The sequence below is a fragment of the Pseudomonas sp. NPDC089534 genome, assembly GCF_044749305.1.
GTDB classification, from domain to species: Bacteria; Pseudomonadota; Gammaproteobacteria; order Pseudomonadales; family Pseudomonadaceae; genus Aquipseudomonas; species Aquipseudomonas ekonensis.
In genome coordinates, this window is sequence record NZ_JBIVHR010000051.1 from 24,900 (window position 1) to 44,154 (window position 19,255).

At 66.6% G+C, this 19,255-nt stretch carries 21 protein-coding genes; 15 read left to right on the forward strand and 6 right to left on the reverse strand.

From position 1 onward, the window contains the following. The first annotated feature begins 187 nt into the window (after positions 1-187). Both ACIP0B_RS16785 and ACIP0B_RS16790 read left to right on the forward strand, forming a co-directional pair. Positions 188-457, forward strand: coding sequence for a hypothetical protein (locus ACIP0B_RS16785; RefSeq protein WP_400833852.1), 270 nt, complete (start codon positions 188-190; stop codon positions 455-457). Between the two features lie 361 nt (positions 458-818). Then, complete coding sequence (locus ACIP0B_RS16790; protein ID WP_400833854.1) at positions 819-1,238, forward strand: organic hydroperoxide resistance protein; 420 nt, start codon at positions 819-821, stop codon at positions 1,236-1,238. 63 nt (positions 1,239-1,301) lie between these two features. Here ACIP0B_RS16790 and ACIP0B_RS16795 read toward each other — a convergent pair whose 3' ends face one another. Continuing rightward, positions 1,302-1,727, reverse strand: a complete 426-nt coding sequence (locus ACIP0B_RS16795; protein WP_400833856.1) for a cupin domain-containing protein — start codon at positions 1,725-1,727, stop codon at positions 1,302-1,304. Positions 1,728-1,864: 137 nt separating this feature from the next. Next, complete coding sequence (locus tag ACIP0B_RS16800) at positions 1,865-2,785, reverse strand: transcriptional regulator GcvA (protein WP_400833858.1); 921 nt, start codon at positions 2,783-2,785, stop codon at positions 1,865-1,867. A gap of 141 nt (positions 2,786-2,926) precedes the next feature. Here ACIP0B_RS16800 and ACIP0B_RS16805 point away from each other — a divergent pair, with 141 nt between their 5' ends. The 6 genes from ACIP0B_RS16805 (at position 2,927) to ACIP0B_RS16830 (ending at position 8,714) form a co-directional block, all read left to right on the forward strand. Further along, positions 2,927-4,222: an aminotransferase class I/II-fold pyridoxal phosphate-dependent enzyme gene (locus ACIP0B_RS16805; RefSeq protein ID WP_400833861.1), complete on the forward strand. Its 1,296-nt coding sequence runs from the start codon at positions 2,927-2,929 to the stop codon at positions 4,220-4,222. Between the two features lie 26 nt (positions 4,223-4,248). After that, on the forward strand, positions 4,249-5,121 hold the full coding sequence (locus tag ACIP0B_RS16810; RefSeq protein WP_400833864.1) for a TauD/TfdA dioxygenase family protein: 873 nt from the start codon (positions 4,249-4,251) through the stop codon (positions 5,119-5,121). After that, positions 5,118-6,152: a hydroxyacid dehydrogenase gene (locus ACIP0B_RS16815; RefSeq protein ID WP_400833867.1), complete on the forward strand. Its 1,035-nt coding sequence runs from the start codon at positions 5,118-5,120 to the stop codon at positions 6,150-6,152. The genes ACIP0B_RS16810 and ACIP0B_RS16815 overlap by 4 nt, the downstream gene beginning before the upstream one ends. 15 nt (positions 6,153-6,167) lie before the next feature. Beyond that, complete coding sequence (locus ACIP0B_RS16820; protein ID WP_400833870.1) at positions 6,168-6,590, forward strand: DoxX family protein; 423 nt, start codon at positions 6,168-6,170, stop codon at positions 6,588-6,590. Between the two features lie 62 nt (positions 6,591-6,652). Beyond that, positions 6,653-8,155: a UbiD family decarboxylase gene (locus tag ACIP0B_RS16825; RefSeq protein WP_400833873.1), complete on the forward strand. Its 1,503-nt coding sequence runs from the start codon at positions 6,653-6,655 to the stop codon at positions 8,153-8,155. After that, complete coding sequence (locus ACIP0B_RS16830; protein WP_400833876.1) at positions 8,148-8,714, forward strand: UbiX family flavin prenyltransferase; 567 nt, start codon at positions 8,148-8,150, stop codon at positions 8,712-8,714. The genes ACIP0B_RS16825 and ACIP0B_RS16830 overlap by 8 nt, the downstream gene beginning before the upstream one ends. A 142-nt stretch (positions 8,715-8,856) precedes the next feature. On the opposite strand, the gene ACIP0B_RS16835 is transcribed toward ACIP0B_RS16830, so the two are convergent. Further along, positions 8,857-10,212 (reverse strand): MFS transporter, encoded by a 1,356-nt coding sequence (locus tag ACIP0B_RS16835; RefSeq protein ID WP_400833907.1) that lies wholly within the window; start codon positions 10,210-10,212, stop codon positions 8,857-8,859. Between the two features lie 119 nt (positions 10,213-10,331). Between ACIP0B_RS16835 and ACIP0B_RS16840 the strand changes: the two genes are divergently transcribed. The 4 genes from ACIP0B_RS16840 to ACIP0B_RS16855 all read left to right on the forward strand — a co-directional run bounded on the left by ACIP0B_RS16840 (position 10,332) and on the right by ACIP0B_RS16855 (position 12,862). Continuing rightward, complete coding sequence (locus ACIP0B_RS16840) at positions 10,332-11,258, forward strand: LysR family transcriptional regulator (RefSeq protein WP_400833879.1); 927 nt, start codon at positions 10,332-10,334, stop codon at positions 11,256-11,258. A gap of 154 nt (positions 11,259-11,412) precedes the next feature. Further along, positions 11,413-12,024, forward strand: a complete 612-nt coding sequence (gene gstA, locus ACIP0B_RS16845) for a glutathione transferase GstA (RefSeq protein WP_400833882.1) — start codon at positions 11,413-11,415, stop codon at positions 12,022-12,024. A 63-nt stretch (positions 12,025-12,087) separates the two neighbouring features. Then, on the forward strand, positions 12,088-12,459 hold the full coding sequence (locus tag ACIP0B_RS16850; protein ID WP_400833884.1) for a Rid family hydrolase: 372 nt from the start codon (positions 12,088-12,090) through the stop codon (positions 12,457-12,459). After that, positions 12,449-12,862, forward strand: a complete 414-nt coding sequence (locus tag ACIP0B_RS16855) for a nuclear transport factor 2 family protein (RefSeq protein WP_400833887.1) — start codon at positions 12,449-12,451, stop codon at positions 12,860-12,862. The genes ACIP0B_RS16850 and ACIP0B_RS16855 overlap by 11 nt, the downstream gene beginning before the upstream one ends. A 27-nt stretch (positions 12,863-12,889) precedes the next feature. On the opposite strand, the gene ACIP0B_RS16860 is transcribed toward ACIP0B_RS16855, so the two are convergent. Both ACIP0B_RS16860 and ACIP0B_RS16865 read right to left on the reverse strand, forming a co-directional pair. Beyond that, entirely contained in the window at positions 12,890-13,579 is a 690-nt protein-coding gene (locus ACIP0B_RS16860) for an alpha/beta hydrolase (protein ID WP_400833890.1), read from the reverse strand. Positions 13,580-13,676: 97 nt separating this feature from the next. Next, positions 13,677-14,612, reverse strand: a complete 936-nt coding sequence (locus tag ACIP0B_RS16865) for a Ppx/GppA family phosphatase (protein ID WP_400833892.1) — start codon at positions 14,610-14,612, stop codon at positions 13,677-13,679. A gap of 300 nt (positions 14,613-14,912) precedes the next feature. Between ACIP0B_RS16865 and ACIP0B_RS16870 the strand changes: the two genes are divergently transcribed. Beyond that, positions 14,913-15,407 (forward strand): PaaI family thioesterase, encoded by a 495-nt coding sequence (locus ACIP0B_RS16870; RefSeq protein ID WP_400833895.1) that lies wholly within the window; start codon positions 14,913-14,915, stop codon positions 15,405-15,407. Between the two features lie 19 nt (positions 15,408-15,426). Here ACIP0B_RS16870 and ACIP0B_RS16875 read toward each other — a convergent pair whose 3' ends face one another. Further along, positions 15,427-17,037 carry a mechanosensitive ion channel family protein gene (locus ACIP0B_RS16875; RefSeq protein WP_400833898.1) on the reverse strand — a complete coding sequence of 537 codons (1,611 nt, stop codon included), beginning with the start codon at positions 17,035-17,037 and terminating at the stop codon, positions 15,427-15,429. Between the two features lie 185 nt (positions 17,038-17,222). On the opposite strand from ACIP0B_RS16875, the gene ACIP0B_RS16880 reads away from it, so the two are divergent. Together ACIP0B_RS16880 and ACIP0B_RS16885 are read left to right on the forward strand one after the other, a co-directional pair. Continuing rightward, positions 17,223-18,524, forward strand: a complete 1,302-nt coding sequence (locus tag ACIP0B_RS16880) for an OmpP1/FadL family transporter (RefSeq protein WP_400833901.1) — start codon at positions 17,223-17,225, stop codon at positions 18,522-18,524. Between the two features lie 45 nt (positions 18,525-18,569). Further along, the gene (locus ACIP0B_RS16885) at positions 18,570-19,232 is read left to right on the forward strand and encodes a glutathione S-transferase family protein (protein WP_400833904.1); all 663 of its coding nucleotides are present in this window, start codon (positions 18,570-18,572) and stop codon (positions 19,230-19,232) included. Positions 19,233-19,255 lie beyond the last annotated feature (23 nt).

Genomic DNA, 19,255 nt, shown 5'->3' on the forward strand with positions numbered 1-19,255 from the left:
ACGAACCTGACCTACACTCCCCACACCGACTGGAGGGTCATTTCGGTGTTTTCCCGGGCAACGCGCCTCACGGCAGGCAGGGCCACGCGGAAAACCGGTCAGGACATGGATTCCGGAAACCATTGAATAGACGGGGCGAACTCCGAAAAGCCAGACGAGTAGGAACTTAAATATGGAGATTTAATTCATGACAGCTCAAGCACATCTCGTTGGTGGATGGACTCCGTACCACAAACTGACGCCGAAGGATCAGGAAGTCTTCAAAGAAGCCCTGGCCGGTTTCGTCGGCGTGAACTACGCACCTGAAGAAGTCTCGACCCAAGTCGTCAACGGCACCAACTACCGCTATCTGTCGAAGGCGACGCTGCCGGGCTCCTCAGGCAGCTGGCAAGCGATCGTGGAAATCTACGCGCCGATCAACGGCAAGCCGCACATCACCCAGATCCACCGGATCTAGACCCGCGCCAAAGCCTTCGGAACTGCACCGACCGTGAGACCCGAAGACTGATCATGAAGCCCGCCCTGCGCGGGCCTCATGATCGTTTGCCCCTATGGCTTACCCTGTGGCTTGCCCTTGCGGCTGACCTCTGTGGCGAGGGAGCTTGCTCCCGCTGGGGCGCGCAGCGGCCCTGGAAAAGAAGGCCTGCTGCGCAGCCCAGCGGGAGCAAGCTCCCTCGCCACAAAAAGCTGCTGCGCGCCCAGGCCTACAAAGCGATACACAACCCCTCCCTGCGCGACACATCCCCAATACATGCCGCTGCCACAGTGCGCTCCATCGAAGCCGTCCGGCTTCGACCCACGCACAAGGCAGAGATCCCATGACCCATTCCAACGACACCGTGCTGTACACCGGCAAGACCCGCACCACCGGCGGCCGCGAGGGCGCCGCGCGCAGTTCCGACGGCAACCTCGACATCCAGCTCTCGCCGCCGGGTTCCGGCGGGGCCGGCACCAACCCTGAGCAACTGCTGGCGGCCGGCTGGTCGGCCTGTTTCATCGGGGCGATGGGCAAGGCTGCGGCGGCGCTGAAGATCCGGCTGCCGGCGGATGTGGCGGTCGACACCGAAATCGACCTGTGCAAGGAAGACAACGCGTTCTTCCTGCAGGCCCGCCTGAACGTCAGCCTGCCGGGGCTGGATCCTGCGGTGGCCCGCACCGTGGTGGACACCGCCCACCAGACCTGCCCTTACTCCAAGGCGACCCGCGGCAACATCGCGGTCACCCTCAACCTCGCCTGATTCGGGCGGCAATGAAAAGGCCTGCCGTCATGGCAGGCCTTTTCTTGTTTCAGGCGCCGGGATTCATTGCTTGAGGATCAGCAGCGGCTGGCCTTTCTCGACGATGTAGGTCGCCAGTTCCGAGCCCTTGTCGGTGCCGACGTTCTTGGCGATGTGCGCCACCCCGGCAGGGATGAACAGCGAATCGCCGGCCTTGAGCGTGACCGGTGCGCGCCCTTCGAGTTGGTACTCGAACGTGCCGCTGACCACATAGGCCACTTCAACGCCGGGGTGCGCGTGCCGGGGCGAGGTGACGCCGGGTTCGAAATCCACCCGGGCCTGGATGACCTCCCGGTCCGCCGCCCCCAGGTCCTGCCGCACCAGGTCCGTGCGGCTCAGGCCTTGCTGCCAGTTCTTGGCGGCCGGGGCCGGTGACGGTTGCGCCGCCTGCGCCAGGCCGGTCAGGCAGAGCAGTGCAGCGGCAGAAAGCCGAATCAGATGACGTCGCATGGTGTGTCCTCTTCAAAGCAGTGGTTGACCCCGCCTACCTTGCGCCGGACATGTACCGCCGATGTGTCGCAGACCGAATGTTTATCAAGCCAATGTATCGGCGGGCGCCCTGGATACAGGCGCATACAAAGTCCGTCTCAGAGCGGCGCCAAAACGGGCTTTTCGCCGCTCTGCACCAGGTCGATCAGCCAGGTGCGGAACGCCACGACTTTCTTCGAGTCGGCGATCTCCAGCGGCGTCACCAGGTAGAAGCCCAGGTCGGACTTGAGCTTGAGGTTGAACGGCGCCACCAGCTTGCCGGCCTTCAGGTCGTCGTCCACGTAGGTGGAACGGCCGATGCACACGCCCAGCCCGTCGATGGCGGCCTGCACCGCCATCATGGCCAGGTCGAACGTGAGCCGCGTGCCCTCGGCCAGTTTCTTCGGCTGCCCCGCCGCGCTCAGCCACATGTTCCAGTCGTTGCTGGTCATGCCGCTGACTTGCAGCAACGTGTGGTTGGCCAGGTCGACCGGTTTCTTCAGGGCCTTGGGGCCGGTCAGCAGCTTGGGGCTGCACACCGGAAAGATCTCGTCCGACATGAGCCAGTCGGCCCGCAGGCCCTTCCAGTCGCCGAACCCGTAGCGGATCGCGGCATCGATGCCACCCTTGCGAAAGTCCACCAGTTCGGTGGACGCGGTGACGCGCACGTCGATGTTGGGGAACGCGTCCTGGAAGGACGCCAGGCGAGGCAGCAGCCACTTGGACGCCAGCGAGACCAGCGTGCTGATGGTCAATGCGCTGTTGTTGCAGGACTCGCGCAGCATTTCGGTGGAATAGCGCAATTCGTGAAAGGCCGAGCGGATGCCGGGCAGGTAGGCGTGCCCTTCGGTGGTCAGCGCCAGTCCGTCCTTGAGGCGCAGGAACAGGCGGATGCCCAGTTCATCCTCCAGCCGGCGAATCTGATGGCTGATGGCCGTCTGCGTGACGTTCAGCTCTTCGGCGGCCTTGGTAAAGCTCATATGGCGAGCGGCAGACTCGAACGCTCTCAATCCATTGAGGGAAGGAATTCTGGCGACCATAAGACTTATTAATGCTCATGAGATTTTGTCATAAGGTAGCACTCAAGAAGTCCTTTGCAAAATGTTTCAGCGGTCGAGGATCCTAGCGTCGCTTTCAGGCCATAACGGCCTGAAAACGCCCACTCATAGGATGAGATCGCCGTGAATAAAACAGTTGAAATCAACAACAGCCAGGACGAAAAAGCGCCACAACTGAAAGCACGCAATGCCTCGCGAATGGCCGAAATCAGCCGCCCGCATTTCGACGCCGCTTATGAAAAAGGCCTGATGGGGGTTTCCTGCCGCGTGCTGGACAACCGCCGCATCGAAATCGCCACCAGCGGCAAAGAAGTGATCGACTACACCCGCTGCGGCTACCTCAACCTGGACGCCCACCCTAAAGTGCTCGCCGCCGCCAAGGCGTCGATGGACGAAGTCCCGTCGGTGCATTTCTCGGTGGCCCGCACCCGCCTCTCCGCCGAGCCGCTGGCCCGCCTTGAGCACACGCTGGCCAAGCTGTTCGACGTCAACGGCGTGGTGGTCTTCCCGACGGTGGCCGCCGCCAACATGGGCGCCCTGCCCCTGCTGGCCGCCGGCCTGTTCACCGGCGGCGAGAAGCCGCTGATCGCCTTCGACCGTTTCGCCCACGTGACCCTGCAGTACCACATCCCGGTGCTGCGCGAGGAAACCGAGGTGATCGTGATCGAGCACAACGACCTCGAACACCTGGAGCGCCTGTGCCAGAGCGGCCGCAAGGTCGCCTACGTCGGCGACGGGGCCTACTCGATGGGCGGCGCTGCGCCGGTCCGCGAACTGCGCGCCCTGCAGGACAAGTACGGCCTGTTCGTCTACCTGGACGACGCCCACGGGATCTCGGTCGTCGGCCAACGCGGCGAAGGCTTCGTCCGTTCCCAGCTTGACGGCCTGGACGGCAACACCATCGTCGCCGCCTCCCTGGGCAAAGGCTACGGCGCGGCGGGCGGCCTGCTGATGCTGGGCACCCGCGACATCGAAAACTCGATCCGCCGCTACGCGCCGACCTACGGTTTCTCCTGTGCGCCGAACATGGCGGCGGTGGGTGCCGCGCTGGCATCGGCCGAGATCCACGCCACGCCGGAACTGCACAAGCTGCAGCATGCGCTGCGCAACAACATGAAGCTGTTCGACCACCTGATCCCGACCGAAACCAGCGGCAGCGAACTGCCGATCCGGATCGTGCGCATCGGCAACGAGCAGGAAGCCATCGCCAAGGGCGAGTACCTGCTGCAGCAGGGCCACTACACCTCCGTGGTGTTCTTCCCGACCGTTCCGCGCGGTCAGGCGGCGCTGCGCATGTCGGTCACCTCGGCGCACAACCCGTCCGACATCCTCGACCTGAGCCTGATGCTCAAGAGCAGCGAATCGAACGCCGACACCGCCGCGGCCGCCGGCCGGCAACCGGCCGCATTGGCCGTTTGACCGACGCGGCCACAGGAGAATCAAACGTGAAGCGAACGGATCTGGCAGAAAGCTTCGTCACGGCAGTGACGGACTTCGATATCAACACGGCCTCCCTGGGCGAGATTCGCGCCCTGCAGGAACTGGTCTACGAACGCAAAGTGGTCGCGGTGAAAAACCAGACGCTGACCCGTGAGGGCTATCAGCAGTTCGCAGCGTGTTTCGGTGAGCTCGAACAGTTCAAGCTCAAGAGTTACCACGACCCGGCCTACCCGAACATTCTGGTGATCAACAACCGCAACGGCGCGGGCGCCGTCGGCGCGCGCAAGCTGGGCAACATGTGGCACAGCGACTCCAGCTACCTGGCCGAGCCGTTGCCGTTGACCATGCTGCACGCCCGGCAACTGCCCGAGACCGGCGGCGACACCCTGTTCGTCGATATGCAGTCGGTCTACGACGACCTGCCGCGTGAGCTGTACGAACGGGTGCGCAACCGCCAGGCCGTGCATGACGTGCGCTGGACCTACAAGGTCAAGGAAGACGATGTCGGCGAGTCGATCCAGGAGATCTTCAGCCGCCTGGAACAAAACTTTCCGGCCAGCACCCACCCGACCGTCGCGGTGCACCCGCGCACCGGGCGCGAAAGCCTGTACGTCAACCCCGGCTACACCACGCGCATCAGCGGCTATGCGCAGGAGCAGAGCCGGGCGCTGCTCGACGAGCTGACGGCGTTTGCCCTGACGCCGGAGCGGATCTTCAACTATCAGTGGGAACCCAACGACCTGCTGATCTGGGACAACCGTTCGGTGTGGCACTGCGCCACGGAACTGCCTCGGGAGGCCGAGCGGGTGATGTTCCGCATCGGCGTCAACGACGGTGAGTTCTTCGCCCGCGACGCCGGACAGGAGCACGTCGCATGAGCAAGAAACGCGTACTGATCGCCCATATCCTGGGCGACGAAGGCAAGCGCATGCTGCGCGAGCGCGACGACATCGAAGTGGTGGAGTTCCACAACATCATCGAGCAGGGCCGCTTCCAGGCGCTGCTGGAAAGCTTCGATGCCGTGCATGCCGTGATCCTGGGCCTGACCAAGTTCGGCAGCGCCGAACTCGAACGGGCGCGGGGGCTGCAGGTGGTCTCGCGGATCGGCGTCGGGTTCGACGCCGTGGACGTGCCGGCCATGACCGGTGCCGGTGTGCCGGTGATGGTCTGCGCCAACGCCAACCACCGGGCCGTGGCCGAACACACGCTGGGGTTCATGCTGGCGCTGGCCAAGCGCACCGAGGCGCTCACCGGCCTGGTGCGCAGCGGCGACTGGCACCAGCGCTACGACTACCTGCCCACCGAGCTGGAGGGTCGTGAAGTGTTGCTGGTCGGCTGCGGCCGGATCGGCGCGCGGGTCGCCACGCTGTGCCTGGCGCTGGGCATGCGGGTCAAGGTCTATGACCCGTACCTGGCGCCGCAGGACCTGCCGGCCGGTGCGCAACCCGTGCCGGTGCTGGAGGCGGGATTGGCCAGCGCCGACTACGTCAGCCTGCACTGCCCGAAGACCGCCGAGACGGTCGGCCTCCTGTCCGCAGAGCGCCTGGCCCTGATGAAGCCGCACGCGTACCTGATCAACACCGCACGCGGCGGCATCGTCGACGAGCAGGCGCTGTATCGCCTGCTGGCCGAAAAGCGCATCGCCGGGGCGGCCCTGGACGTGTTCCTGCCCGAGCCGCCGGCCCACGTCAGCGGTCTGCCGGGCCTTCCCAACGTGATCTGCTCGCCGCACCTGGCCGGGGTCTCCCGCGAGGCGGTCAGCCGCATGGCGAAACTGGCGGCGGGCAATGTGCTCGACGTGTTCGACCAGGCGCCGAACCCCGAGAACGCGGTGAACCCGCAGGTGTTCGACGGCGCCGCGCAGCGGACCGCCCGCGCCCCTGCCGAAACCATCCCTTACCCAATCTGACTTGTGAGCAATGGAATGTACTTACGCTATCAGCTGTTCGATGACCAACGCGACGCCATGATCCTGATCGCCCGGATCATGATCCTGATCCTCTACGGCTACTTCGGTTTCACCTACGTCACCGACCACGGCAGCTTCGTGACGTACCTCAAGTCGGTGGACGCGCCGATCCCCGAAACCACGGCCATCGTGGCCACGATCGTCGAGTTCTTCGGCGGCCTGGCCCTGCTGTTCGGTTTCTGGACCCGGCCGATCGCCGCGATCTTCGTGGTCTACACCATCGGCACCGGGATCATCGGCCATGCCTTCTGGAACGCCACCGATCCTGCGGCCCACCACACGCTGTTCGTGCACTTCTTCAAGAACGTGAGCATCGCCGGCGGCTTCCTTTTCCTTTGCCTGCTGGGGCCTGGAAAGTACTCGATCGACAAGCGTTGATCCCGGTGCGGCGGGCGGAGCGATCCGCCCGCCGCTTTTTTCGGTTCCTGCGGACATTGATGATGAAAGAATTGATTGAACCGGTTGCCGACCTTCGAGACTGGCTGGCCCGCGCCGAGCGGATCGGCGAATTGCAGACCGTCTCGCAAGCCGTCGACCCCCTCGAAGAAATGAGCGCCATCACCTACCTGGTCGCCCGCCAACCCGCCTCCCCCGCCGTGCTGTTCGACCAGCCGGACTCGCCCCTGGGCCTGCGCCACCTGTGGAACATCTTCGGCCCGAGCGTCGCGCGCACCGCGATCACCCTGGAAGAGGCGCCGCACACGCCGACCATGGAGCTGATCCGGCGCACCAAGGACAAGCTGCGGCACAGCATCGCCCCGCTTGAGGTATCGGAGGAACAGGCGCCGATCTACCAGAACACCCTCACCGGCAACGACATCGACCTGACCCGCCTGCCCATCCCCAAGCATTGGCCCAGGGACGGCGGCGCCTACGCCGGCACCGCCGACGCGGTGTTCACCCGCGACCTGGAGTCGGGCTACCTGAACGTCGGCACCTACCGGATGATGATCCAGGGCCCGCGCGAGGTCGGCCTGTCGCTGGCGCCGGGCAAGGACGCGCTGCGCCACATCCACCAGGCCTGGGCCAAGGGCCAGGCGCTGCCCGTCGCGGCGGCCTGGGGCATCGACCCGCTGATGATGGTGGTCGGTTCGCAGTCGCTGCCGCCGGGCATGTCCGAATACGATTTCGCCGGCGGCATCAAGGGCAAGCCCATCGAGGTGGTGAAGGCCCGGCACTCGGACCTGCTGATTCCCGCCGCCGCCGAGATCGTCATCGAAGGCGTCATCCGCCCCGGTTCCACCCGTGAGGAAGGCCCTTTCGGCGAGTTCACCGGCTACTACGGCTACAAGGACATCGACTGCCCGCTGATCGAGGTGACCGCCCTGCATTACCGCACCCGGCCGGTCCTGACCAACGCGCTGATGGCCGACTTCCCCTCGAACGAGCAGAGCGCGTTCTTCTCCACGATCCGCTCGGCCAAGATCTGGAACGACCTGGACAAGCTGGGCATCCAGGGGATCAAGGGCGTGTATTGCCCGCCGGCCGCCGCCGGGGCCTTCGGCATGATCGTCATCAGCCTGGAGCAGAAATACGCCGGGCACGCCGCCCAGGCGCTGGCGCTGGCCGGCCAGGTGCCGGGCGGCGCCTACATCACCAAGTGGATCGTGGCCGTGGACGAAGACGTCGACCCCACCGACATGAACCAGGTGCTGTGGGCCATGGCCACCCGCGCCACGCCCAGCGACGACATCGACATCCTGCGCAACACCCGCGGCTCGCCGCTGGATCCGGCGCAGAACCCGCCGTCCAAGCGTTTCTTCGGCTCCAAGGCGTTGATCAATGCCTGCAAGGACTACCGCGACATCCGCAATTTCCCGACCCGCACGCTGCTGCGTCCGTCGGTCTATGAGCGCGTGCGCGAACGCTGGAGCGAGCTCGGCCTGCCGGGCGAGGTTCCGGCGATCACGGCCTTCGACACGACGGTGGATGCCCATGAGTAACGGGCAACGGCGCATCGTGGTGGGCATCAGCGGCGCCAGCGGCGTGGTCTATGGTGTACGCACGCTGACGCTGCTGCGCGAGCTCGGGATCGAGACCCACCTGATCATGACCCGCTCGGCCCAGGTCACCCTGGCCCACGAGACCGACCTGAAAGTGGCGGACGTCAAGGCCCTGGCCAGCGTCGTGCACGACCCGGCGGACATCGGCGCCTCGATCTCCAGCGGCTCGTTCAAGACGCTGGGCATGGTGGTGACGCCCTGTTCGGTCAAGAGTCTCTCGGAGATCGCCAGCGGCATTACCGGCAGCCTGCTCAGCCGCGCCGCCGACGTGACCCTCAAGGAACGCCGCCCGTTGATTCTGATGGTGCGCGAAACGCCGCTGCACCTGGGCCACCTGCGCAGCATGGCCCAGGTCTGCGAAATGGGCGGCGTGCTGATGCCGCCGGTGCCGGCCTTCTATGCCCGTCCGCAGTCCATCGACGAGATGGTCGACCACACGGTGGGCCGGATGCTCGACCTGCTCGGCCTGGACAGCGGCACGGTGCGCCGCTGGGGTTGATCCCCGGCGTCGCCCGTGCCGAACGCTCTTTCACAATCTGACCCGTTACCCGCAACGTTGCCGTCGCCTGCCCGAAACCTTCGGGGCAGGCGACGCGACGTTGTTTCATTGCAACACTCTCCGGCGCGCTCACGCACGCCGGTCAGCATTCACTCACCGTATCGACTTCCACGGTGTACAGACGCAGCACCGTCAGCAATCCCGCCGCCAGAAACGCCAGGGCGATGATCGACAAGGCGCCCGCCGCCCGCCCTGGCCCGTCCAGCGTGGCCCCGAGCAAGGCGATGCCGGTCACCCCGCCGCATTGGCGAGCGGCGTTCAGCACCCCGGAGCCGACCCCGACCTTGCCGCTGGGCACACTGGCCAGGCAGGCGCCGACGATCACCGGCAGGGTCGCTCCGCCAAGGCCGATCAGCAGGCCGCCGACCACCAGGCTGACACGGTCCATCCCGTACAGCGCCAGCGCCGCCGCCCCCAGCGCGCCGCAGAGCATCCCCGCCGCACCGACGCTGCGGGCACCGAAGGCATTGGACAGACGCCCCGACAGACTGGCCATCACGCCGGTCGCGACCGTCATCGGAATCATCGCCAGGCCGACCTCCACCGGCGTGCGGCCCTGGGCCTGCAACGCGAACGGCAACGCGAACAGGCTGCCGTAGTACGCCAGGGTCTGCAGAAACCCCGCACCGATGGCGGCGGAGAACGTCCTGGACGCGAACAGGTTCAGCGGCAGCATCGGTTCCCGCTGGCGCTGCTGCGAAACGATGAAGGCCGCGGCCGAGACCAGCGCCGCCAGCAGCGCGCCGATCACCCAGGCGCTGCGCCAGCCCAGCACCGGCCCTTCGATCAGGGCAAAGATCAGCGCCACCAGCGCCAGCGCCGACAGCAATTGGCCCGGCCAGTCGAGCGAGCGCGGCTGCACGCTCAGGCGGCTGGGCCGCACGGCGCAGCACACCAGCGCCACCAGACAGAACGGCACGTTCAGATAAAAGATCGAACGCCAGTCGAACAGCTCCACCAGCGCACCGCCCAGCAGGGGCCCCGCGACCAACGCGGTGGCCGAGATCCCGCCCCACAGGGCCACCGCCTTGGCGCGCCGGCCGGTGTCCGGGTAGGCCTCGACCAGCAAGGCCATGGAACTGGGCAGCATCAGGGCCGCGCCGATGCCCTGCACGGCACGGGCGGCGATCAGCGCCACCACCCCCTGGGCCAGCCCGCAGGCCACCGACGACACGGTGAAGACCAGCAGCGCCGACAGGAACACCCGCCGGGCCCCCAGCCGGTCGCTCAACGCACCGGCCGACAGCAGCAGGCTGGCGAACACCAGGGTGTACGCGCCCGCGATCCATTGCAGCCGGTCCATGCCTGTCGCCAGGTCACGGCCGATGCTCGGCAGCGCCACGTTGAGCGCGGTGACATCCAACGCAACCATGAACGAACTCAAGGCCACGCTCACCAGCACAGGGACTGCCGAGGCGGGGCCGACCGTCACTTCCATTGACCGGGTTTTATGCACGTTGCGACACCTCACTGTGTATTCGGGAACCGATCCTGAGGCCGTGCAGACCCTTCGTAAAATTAAAAATCGATTACCCGAACATAAGAGGAGCTACTGAGATGATGAACCTGATGCATTGGCGTCTGCTGGTCGCCGTGGCCGACGCCGAGAACGTTTCCCGCGCCGCCGAGCGGTATGGCATCACCCAGTCCGGAGCCAGCCAGGCCCTGACCCAGATGGAGGAAGCCCTGGGCGTGAAGGTGTTCGTGCGCGACCGCCGGCAGACCAGCGCGACCGCCATCGGCCAGCAGATCATCGACCGGGCCCGGCGCATGCTGGCCGAGTTCGAGTCGATCCAGAACCTGGTGGACGCTTCGCGCGGCTGCCACCTGGGGCGGATCAAACTGGCCAGTTTCCCGTCCGTGTTCGCCAACCTGCTGCCGCCTTTGCTGCAAAGCTTCAGCCGACTGCATCCGGGCATCGAAATCGTGTCACTGGAGGGCACGGACGAAGAGGTCGAACAATGGCTGGCCAACAGCAGCATTGACCTGGGCGTGGTGATGAACCCCAGCCCTTCGCGCGGCGCGCTGCTGCTGGGACGCGACTCCTGGGTGGCGGCGGTGCCGGCGACCCACGACCTGGCCCGCAAGTCCTCGGCCAGCACCGTGGCGCTCAAGGATCTGGTGGAAGAGCCGTTCATCCTGGCGACCGGCGGCTGCCACCTCAACGGCCAGTCGCTGGTCGAGCGCGAAGGCCTGAAGCTCAAGGACGTGAAGATCACCGTGCGCGACTGGACCACTGCGTTCGCGCTGATCAGTGAAGGCATGGGCATCTCGATCGTGCCGGCCTCGACCCTGCCGGTGGACCGCCGCGGCATGCGGGTCTTCGAACTGAGCAAGCCGATCTACCGCGAGTTCGGCCTGGTCTGTTCCCAGGCCGGCGAACGCACCCCATCGGCCCAGGCGTTCCTCAACGAAATCCGCAAGTCGACCCTGGGCAGCGACATCCCGATGACGGTTCGCAGTACGGAAGCGAAAGTCGCCTGACAGACCATAAGGGCACCTAATGATGGGTGCATAGGATCGTAATTTTACCGTCGGATGACATGACACCAATATGTCTGGAACGAGGTTCACAGCCGCTCCGAAGCCGGAGCGGCCACACGCTTGGGTAACCGCTACCCGCCTATGAGGAAATGCCATGAAACTGTACTTTGCCCCGATGACCTGCTCCCTGTCGCCGCACATCGTGCTGCGCGAACTGGGTCTGCCGTTCGAGCTGATCCGGGTCAACAACAAGACCAAGGACACCGCCGACGGGCGCGACTTCCGCGACATCAACCCCAAGGGCTACGTCGCGGCCCTGGTGCTGGACAACGGCGAAGTGCTGACCGAAGGCCCGGCGATCGTCCAGTACCTGGCGGACCTGGTGCCCGGCAACTCGCTGGCGCCGGCCAACGGGACGTGGGAACGCACGCGCCTGCAGGAACTGCTGAACTTCATCACCTCGGAGATCCACGGCGGCAGCGCCCCGCTGTTCAACGCCGACCTGCCGGAGCCGGTCAAGGAGATCTTCCGCCAGAAACTGTACAAGCGCCTGGACTACCTCAACCGCGGTCTGGTGAACAAGGACTACCTGCTGGGCGCCTTCGGCCTGGCCGACGCCTACCTGTTCACGGTGCTCAAGTGGCTGCCGTTCTTCAACATCGACATCAAGAACTGGACCGAGCTGGCGTCGTTCATGAACCGGATCGAAGCGCGCCCGAGCGTGCAGGCCGCCATCGCCGCCGAAGAGGCCACCCAGCCGGTCTGACCGCGCCCCCCGGAAGCCGGCCGATGCCGGTTTCCGCCCCCCCCTCAACCTGGATGAAGCCCCATGCACAACATTGAACGCGTCCCAAGCGGCCACGCAGGGCGCAGCCGTTCCAGCGCATACGCCGACCTCGTCTGGACCGTGGCGACCTCGCCGGACACCGCCCTGGACATCGCCGGCCAGACCGAACAGGCACTGGCGGCCCTGAGCGCCAACCTCGAACAACTCGGATCCCACCCCTCGCTCATGCTGTCGGCCCAGGTGCTGCTGGCGGACATGCGCGACAAGCCCGCCGTCGACGGACTCTGGGCCCGCTGGCTCGGCGAGGATCCGCAGCACTGGCCGCAGCGGGCCTGCTACGGCGTGGATCTGGGCGGCAAGCTGCTCATCGAAATCATCGTGACCGCAGCGCGGAGAACCGGCGATGGCGCATAACGATCAGATCGATCTGGTGATCCGCACCTGCGAAGCCCAGCGCAGCGCCGCCATGCTCGGCGGCCATCTGGACATTTTCAGCCACCTGTTCCACCCGGATCTGACGTACATCCACGCCAGCGGCGCCGTCGACGACCTCAAGAGCTATCTGCAAAAGTGCCGCGCCAAGCAATTCGTCTATCACGCCCTCACCCACCAGATCGACAAGGTGACCCGGGTCGGCGAAATGGCCATCGCGTTCGGTGAGCTGGACGCCACGGTCACCTCGTGCGGCGTCAGGAAGCACCTGCACAACCGCACGCTCACGGCATGGCAAAAGACCGGCGAGCAGTGGCAACTGCTGGTTTACCAGGCAACGCCCCTCACGCCGCCGGCCGTCGCCGAAGACCCCGAGGCCGGCTGACCGTCCGGGGCCTTTTGCAGCCCGCGCTCAGACCGCGCTGGCCGCCTCGTCGATCAACGCGGCCACCTCGGCGGCGCGTGACGCCAGCGACGCGTGGCTGGCGTCCAGGGTGATGATGTTCCTGGCCCCGAGCCGGGACGACATGTGCCGCTGGTTATCGGGATGGATCATGCGGTCTTCGCTGGAGATCTGATACCAGGACGGCTTGCTCCGCCATGCCGGCACGCTGATCGCATCGCCGAAGGTGCTGGCCACCGGCGCCTTCTGGGTGACGGCCATGACCAGCCCGTCCTCGGCGCTCAGGTCCTGGCAGAAGCTCTCGTGGAACTTGTCGGCCTTGAGCCACAGGTAGCCGTCGCTGTCCGGGGCCAGGTTCGGCGCGGCGGCGGGCAGGTGCTGCTGGGTCAGGCCGCCGGGGCTCTCGCCGGCATCCGGGGCGAACGCGGCGATGTAGACCAGGCCGACGACGTTCGGCTGGTTGCCCGCCTCGGTGATCACGGCGCCGCCGTAGGAATGGCCGACCAGCAGCACCGGGCCGCTTTGCTGCGCGATCATCTTGCGGGTGCGCTCGGCGTCGTCGGCCAGCGAGGTCAGCGGCATTTCCACCGCACGGATATCGGTGTAGCCCTTGCGCGTCAGCTCGATGATGACCTTGGCCCAGTGCGCTGCGCCGCCCCAGAACCCGTGCACCAGGATGATCGTCGGTTTGTTGCCCATGGTCTTGCTCCTCTCTGCACCCGCGTGATGTCGGAAAGATCAACAGCCGATGGAGTATGGAGCCGTTCTGCCGATCCGGCCATGACCGCCGGCCCCGTCAGTGCCGGGACATCAGGCCATGCAGCACGCCGAGGCGCAGGCCGGGCTCCGAAGGCACCATCCGCGCAATCCCGAACACCTTGAAGGCGGCCAGCATGACCACCAGGCCACCCGGCAGGATGCCGTGCCGGTGGGGCTGCAGCCCGGCCAGTTTCAGTTGGCGGACGTTCTTCACCTCCAGCAGGCGCAGCGACAGCCGCAGCAGGCCGCCGTAGGTGATGCCGCCCAGGCCGTCGTCGTTGAGCCGGTTGGCCTTGAGCACCTTGGCCAGCATGCGGGCGGTGCCCGACGAGCCGATGGTCTGCTGCCAACCCTGGGCCCGGTAGCGCCGGGCGACCTTCTCGAACTGCAGGATCGCCACCCGCTCGGCCTCCAGCAGCGCCGCCGGGGAGATGTCGCCCCCGCCGAAGTAGCGGGCGCTCAGGGTGCCGCTGCCGACCGCGATGCTTTCGGTCAGCAAGGGCCGGGTGCCCTGCCCCAGGATCAGTTCGGTGGAGCCGCCGCCGATGTCCACCACCAGGCGCATGTCCTCGGCGCAAGGGATCGCGTGCGCGACGCCGGCATACACCAGCCGGGCCTCTTCGTGCCCGGAGATGACATCGATCGGGAACCCCAGGTGGCGTTCGGCGCTGGCCAGGAACAGCGGCGCGTTGTCGGCCTCGCGCACGGCGCTGGTGGCCACCGCCCGCACCCGCCCGGCCTCGAAGCCGCGCAGTTTCTTGCCGAACCGGGCCAGCGCCTGCCAGCCGCGGTCCAGGGCCATCTCGTCCAGCGCACCGCCGTCGAACCCCTCGGCCAGGCGCACCGGCTCGCGCAGGGTCTTGACCTCCTGAATGACGAACCCCCGGCTGTGCCGGACCGACTGCCCGATCATCATGCGAAACGCATTCGAACCCAGGTCGATGGCGGCAAACAGGGAGGCGTCTTCTTTCATGGAGGGATCCTTGCGGGCACCCGGCGCGGGATGCGCAAACCGGTTTGCGCGCAGTGTGCCCCGGGATCGATGACAGCCTGATGACGCAGGCCGGCTGTCGGTCGGGAAAGGCCTGTCATGACACTGTCATTTTCAGGTCGCCATACTGCACCCAATACCTCGCGTGCTCTTCACTTCGCTGCCCACATGGCGGCTTTTTTTTTGCCTGCCGTCGCTGCCTGTGCGACGGCGGACCTTCCTTGCGCGCGGTTCAGGGTTAGAATCGCCCGGTTCGACACTCACGTTAAGGAAGATCGAGGCATGTCCACCCCCGGCATTTCCCTGCAAGACACCGCGGCACCGGAAGGCGTCTGCTACGGCTGCGGCGGCCGCAACCCCCACGGGCTGCACGTCAAGAGTTTCTGGCACGAAGACGGCGTGCACGTCATGGCCGAGCACCTGCCCGAGGCCAAGTACTGCGGCTGGCCGGAACTGGTGTACGGCGGCCTGCTCGCGATGCTGGTGGACTGCCACTCCAACTGGACGGCCATGGCCTACCACTACCGGGCCGAACAGCGCGAACCCGGCAGCCTGCCGCGCATCGACTGCGTCACCGGCAACCTGGGCCTGAAGTTCATCAAGCCGACGCCGATGGGCGTGCCGCTGACGCTCAAGGCCCGGGTGGACGGCGACGTCGGGCGCAAGACCCGCGTCATCTGCGAGGTCTACGCCGGGGAGACCCTGACCGCCGTCGGCGATTCGGTGTTCGTGCGGGTGGACACCGGGCAGCTCGCCGACGCCGCCCACGGGCGCTAGCCCACCACGCCGGCCTGCGCTAGCCCTCCTTCGGCGGCTGCGCCGGCGCGGCGTACCACTGCTCTTTCGGCACGCGCTTTTCCTCTTCGGGATCGCCCAGGTAATGCGGCGACATGATCTGCACGCCGTACTCGTTGAACACGTCCTGGATGTTGGCGTGCAGCATGCTCAGCAGCACCGCCCGGGGCCGGGGCTCGCTGGGGATGGCCTGGGCCACCAGGCGGTATTCGGGGTAGAAGTCCGACAGCGCGGTCTGGAACACCTGCGCGGGCGGCTTCTCCAGCACGCCGGGCGTGCGCCGGGCCGCTTCCAGCAGCATCGCTTCCACCTGCCGCCACGGCGTGTCGTAGCCGATGGTCACCACCGTGTCGACCACATAGCCCGGCCCCTGCACGGTGCGCGAATAGTTCTTGGTGACCGTGCCGGTGATCATCGAATTGGGCAGGGTCAGCACCTCGCCCAGGCCGGTGCGGATGCTGGTGGTGAACATGCCGAGCTCCGTCACCGTGCCTTCGTATTCGCCGATGCGCACGAACTCGCCGGGGCGCAGGGTGCGGGTGTAGGTCAGGATCAGCCCGGCCGCCGCCTGCCCCACCACGCTGGTGGCGCCCAGGGAAATCATCAGGCCGATCAGCACCGACAGGCCCTTGAACGCATCGGTGTCGGCGCCGGGCAGGTACGGGTAGGCCATGGCCAGCGCGAACAGCCAGATCGCCAGGGACGTCAGGCGCTGGGTCGGCTGCAGGGTTTCGCCGTTGAGCCAGTTGAACGTGCCCGGCGCCGCCATGCGCCTGAGCACCCGGCGGCTGAACGCGGTGGCGCCCCGGGCGATGAAGAAAATCGCCAGGGCCACGCCCAACCCCGGAATGGCGCCGACGATGGCCTGGAACAGATAGCCGGCCACCTCGACCAGGTAACGGTTGAGGCTTTCGCCCCACGGGCGCGTGTAGGGGAAACGCGACAGGACGAACCCCAGCCATTCATACGTGAGCAACAGCAATACCAGCCAGCGCAACAGCCAGAACAGGCGGATCACCAGCGGATAGAGGAAATTGCTCTCGATCACCTGCACCCGACCCACCTTCAGCGCCCGGGTGTGCCGGTCCATCACCTCGGGCAGGCGCTTGAGCACCTTGCCGCGCAGCCAGGCCACGCCCCACAGCAGCGCCAGATAGACCGCCGTGGCGATGGCCGCCGCGCCGGCCGCACGCAGCATCAGGTGCAGGTTGCGCGCCTCGCCGGTCTCGGCCACCACCTGACGCAACGTCTGCGCCGCCCCTTGCGCGGCCTGCTCGACGGAGGCGTACGCCAGGCTGTCGACATCCCCCGGATCGACGATGAACGCACGCTTGTCGCCCAGCAGCACCAGATAGCTGTCGCGCACCGCCTCGACGCTCACCGCCAGTTCGTCCCCCGCGTCCAATGCCTCGGCGATCACCGCCCGCGCCCGTTTGGCCCTGACGGCCGGCGCCTCGCCCAGCACCGTGGCGCGGAACACCATGACGCTGCGGTTGGCCACCTTCAGTTCGGCGCCGTTCCCGACGGGGTTCAGGGTGTCCCCGGCCCGCAGCGACACCGGCCAGGACAGCGCGAAAACCACCAGCAAAAGGGCCGCCAACCTGCTCCGCATGCGTCGCTTCCTTCGTTCACCGGGTAAGGGGTTCATTACAGATCGCAGCGTAGTCCAGGGCACCGGGGTTGTCAGACGGGCACGCCGCGAACGGCCCCCGGCTCGACAACCCGCGTGCAGCGACTACTTTTACCTGACCGTTTGAACGTCACCAATGGCGCACCGGGCGCCATGAGGAACGATGCATGCGTCCTATCCGAGTGTGCGGTGCTCCGACGTCCTGCCTCTATGCCCTGCCCTGGCTGCTCGGCCTCCTGGCCACGGACGCCGTCGCCGGCGGCATCCTGATCTACGAAGCCGGCCAGGAAGGCAACGGACTGGCCAACGCCGGCGCCGCCGCGCTGGCCACCGACCCCAGCGTGCTGATGAGCAACCCCGCCGGGATCACCGAGCTGGCCGGCACCCAGATCAGCGCCAACGCCCAGGTGATACTCGGCGACCTGTCCTTCTCCCGCGACAGCCGCAACGGCTTCGACGGCAACGAAGGCGGCAACGCGCTGCAATGGCTGCCGGGCTCAAGCTTCTTCGTCAGCCACCAGCTCGACGACCGCTCGGCCATCGGCTTCGGCATGTACGGCAACTTCGGCCTGGCGCTGGACTACGACGATGACTGGGCCGGGCGCTACTTCACCCAGGAAGCGGCGGTGATCGGCGTGTCGTTCCAGCCCACCGTCGCCCATCGTTTCACTGACCGGCTCTCGGTGGGCATCGGCCCGCGCATCGTGTACGGTTACTACCGCACCGAAATGGCCATCGACAACAACCTGCTCGGCCTCGCGGACCGGCCGGACGGCCAGCTGGAGTACAAGGACACCGACGTCGGCACCGGGGTCAACCTGGGCCTGCTCTACACGCTCGACGAGCGCACCCGGATCGGCCTGGCCTACACCAGCAAGGTGCGGCTGGAGTTCAAGGACAAGCCCCACGTGCGCAACGTCAGCAACCCGATCATCAACGCCGCCCTGCGCCGTCTGGATGTCGACGACCTGGAACTGGACATGAACGTGCCGCAGACCGTGCTGCTGAGCGTGGCCCATGACCTGACCCCGCAATGGAAACTGCTGGGCAGCCTCGGCTGGCAGGACTGGAGCGACTTCGGCAACATCGGCGTGGAAGTCGACAGCAACGCCGGCGGCGTCGACCGCACCGTGGACCGGCACTACAAGGACACCTGGCACGCCTCCGTCGGCGCGCAGTACCAGGCCACCCGCCAATGGCGCTGGAACATGGGCCTGGGTTACGACAGCTCGGCCGTGGACGACAAGGACCGCACCGTCGACAACCCGATGGGCGACACCTGGCGGCTGGCGACCGGGGTGAACTATCAGGTCGACGAAGGCCTGGACGTGCACCTGGCCTACACCCTGGTCTGGCTCGGCGACATGGACGACGAGCAGACCAAGCGGCGCTCCGGCACGACCCTGTCCGGCACCTTCAAGGACAGTGCCCTGCACATCATCGGCGGCGGCGCGACCTGGCGGTTCTGAGCCGGTGCACGGCAGGACCGACGCGCGGCCCCAAGGAATCCGACCATGTCCCTGACCCTCTACTACCACCCGCTGTCGTCGTACTGCCACAAGGTGCTGATCGCGCTCTACGAGCACGGCACCGCGTTCGAAAGGCGCATCATCGACCTGTCCAGCGACGCCGACCGGGCCGAGCTGCAGGCGCTGTGGCCGCTGATCAAGTTCCCGGTGATCCGCGACCACGGGCGCCGGCGCGACGTGCCGGAGTCGAGCGTGATCATCGAGTACCTGGACCGCTTTCACGGCGGCGGCCTGCGCCTGATTCCCGACGGCTGGGAGGCGGCCCTTGAAGTGCGCCTGTGGGACCGCTTCTTCGATCAGTACGTGCAGACGCCCGTGCAGCAGATCGTCGGCGACCGCATACACGCCCGCAACGGCGACCTGAGCGCCCAGCGCAGCCTGCTGAACACGGCCTACGGCATGCTCGACAAGCAACTGGCGCCCGGCGGCTGGGTCGCCGGCCCGGACTTCAGCCTGGCCGACTGCGCCGCCGCGCCGGCGCTGTTCTATGCCAGCACGCTGGTGGCGTTCCCTGCGCAGCACCGGCGGCTCGGCGACTACTTCGAGCGGCTGGTGCAGCGCCCCTCCGTGCGCCAGGTGCTTGAAGAGGCCAAACCGTGGTTCGGCTTCTATCCGTTCGCCGAGGCGATTGCCCCGCGCTTTCGCTGAAGCCAGGCACAGGGTAAGGCCAA

Excerpts from the sequence above, each read along its gene's own strand:
- ACIP0B_RS16885 (WP_400833904.1), top strand. The coding sequence starts at position 18,570 with ATGTCCCTGACCCTCTACTACCACCCGCTGTCGTCGTACTGCCACAAG.
- ACIP0B_RS16790 (WP_400833854.1), top strand. The coding sequence starts at position 819 with ATGACCCATTCCAACGACACCGTGCTGTACACCGGCAAGACCCGCACC.
- ACIP0B_RS16785 (WP_400833852.1), top strand. The coding sequence starts at position 188 with ATGACAGCTCAAGCACATCTCGTTGGTGGATGGACTCCGTACCACAAA.
- ACIP0B_RS16825 (WP_400833873.1), top strand. The coding sequence starts at position 6,653 with ATGAAAGAATTGATTGAACCGGTTGCCGACCTTCGAGACTGGCTGGCC.
- ACIP0B_RS16835 (WP_400833907.1), bottom strand. The coding sequence starts at position 10,212 with ATGGAAGTGACGGTCGGCCCCGCCTCGGCAGTCCCTGTGCTGGTGAGC.
- ACIP0B_RS16865 (WP_400833892.1), bottom strand. The coding sequence starts at position 14,612 with ATGAAAGAAGACGCCTCCCTGTTTGCCGCCATCGACCTGGGTTCGAAT.
- ACIP0B_RS16860 (WP_400833890.1), bottom strand. The coding sequence starts at position 13,579 with ATGGGCAACAAACCGACGATCATCCTGGTGCACGGGTTCTGGGGCGGC.
- ACIP0B_RS16850 (WP_400833884.1), top strand. The coding sequence starts at position 12,088 with ATGCACAACATTGAACGCGTCCCAAGCGGCCACGCAGGGCGCAGCCGT.
- ACIP0B_RS16820 (WP_400833870.1), top strand. The coding sequence starts at position 6,168 with ATGTACTTACGCTATCAGCTGTTCGATGACCAACGCGACGCCATGATC.
- ACIP0B_RS16855 (WP_400833887.1), top strand. The coding sequence starts at position 12,449 with ATGGCGCATAACGATCAGATCGATCTGGTGATCCGCACCTGCGAAGCC.
- ACIP0B_RS16875 (WP_400833898.1), bottom strand. The coding sequence starts at position 17,037 with ATGCGGAGCAGGTTGGCGGCCCTTTTGCTGGTGGTTTTCGCGCTGTCC.
- ACIP0B_RS16830 (WP_400833876.1), top strand. The coding sequence starts at position 8,148 with ATGAGTAACGGGCAACGGCGCATCGTGGTGGGCATCAGCGGCGCCAGC.
- ACIP0B_RS16880 (WP_400833901.1), top strand. The coding sequence starts at position 17,223 with ATGCGTCCTATCCGAGTGTGCGGTGCTCCGACGTCCTGCCTCTATGCC.
- ACIP0B_RS16870 (WP_400833895.1), top strand. The coding sequence starts at position 14,913 with ATGTCCACCCCCGGCATTTCCCTGCAAGACACCGCGGCACCGGAAGGC.
- ACIP0B_RS16815 (WP_400833867.1), top strand. The coding sequence starts at position 5,118 with ATGAGCAAGAAACGCGTACTGATCGCCCATATCCTGGGCGACGAAGGC.
- gstA (WP_400833882.1), top strand. The coding sequence starts at position 11,413 with ATGAAACTGTACTTTGCCCCGATGACCTGCTCCCTGTCGCCGCACATC.
- ACIP0B_RS16840 (WP_400833879.1), top strand. The coding sequence starts at position 10,332 with ATGATGAACCTGATGCATTGGCGTCTGCTGGTCGCCGTGGCCGACGCC.
- ACIP0B_RS16795 (WP_400833856.1), bottom strand. The coding sequence starts at position 1,727 with ATGCGACGTCATCTGATTCGGCTTTCTGCCGCTGCACTGCTCTGCCTG.
- ACIP0B_RS16800 (WP_400833858.1), bottom strand. The coding sequence starts at position 2,785 with ATGGTCGCCAGAATTCCTTCCCTCAATGGATTGAGAGCGTTCGAGTCT.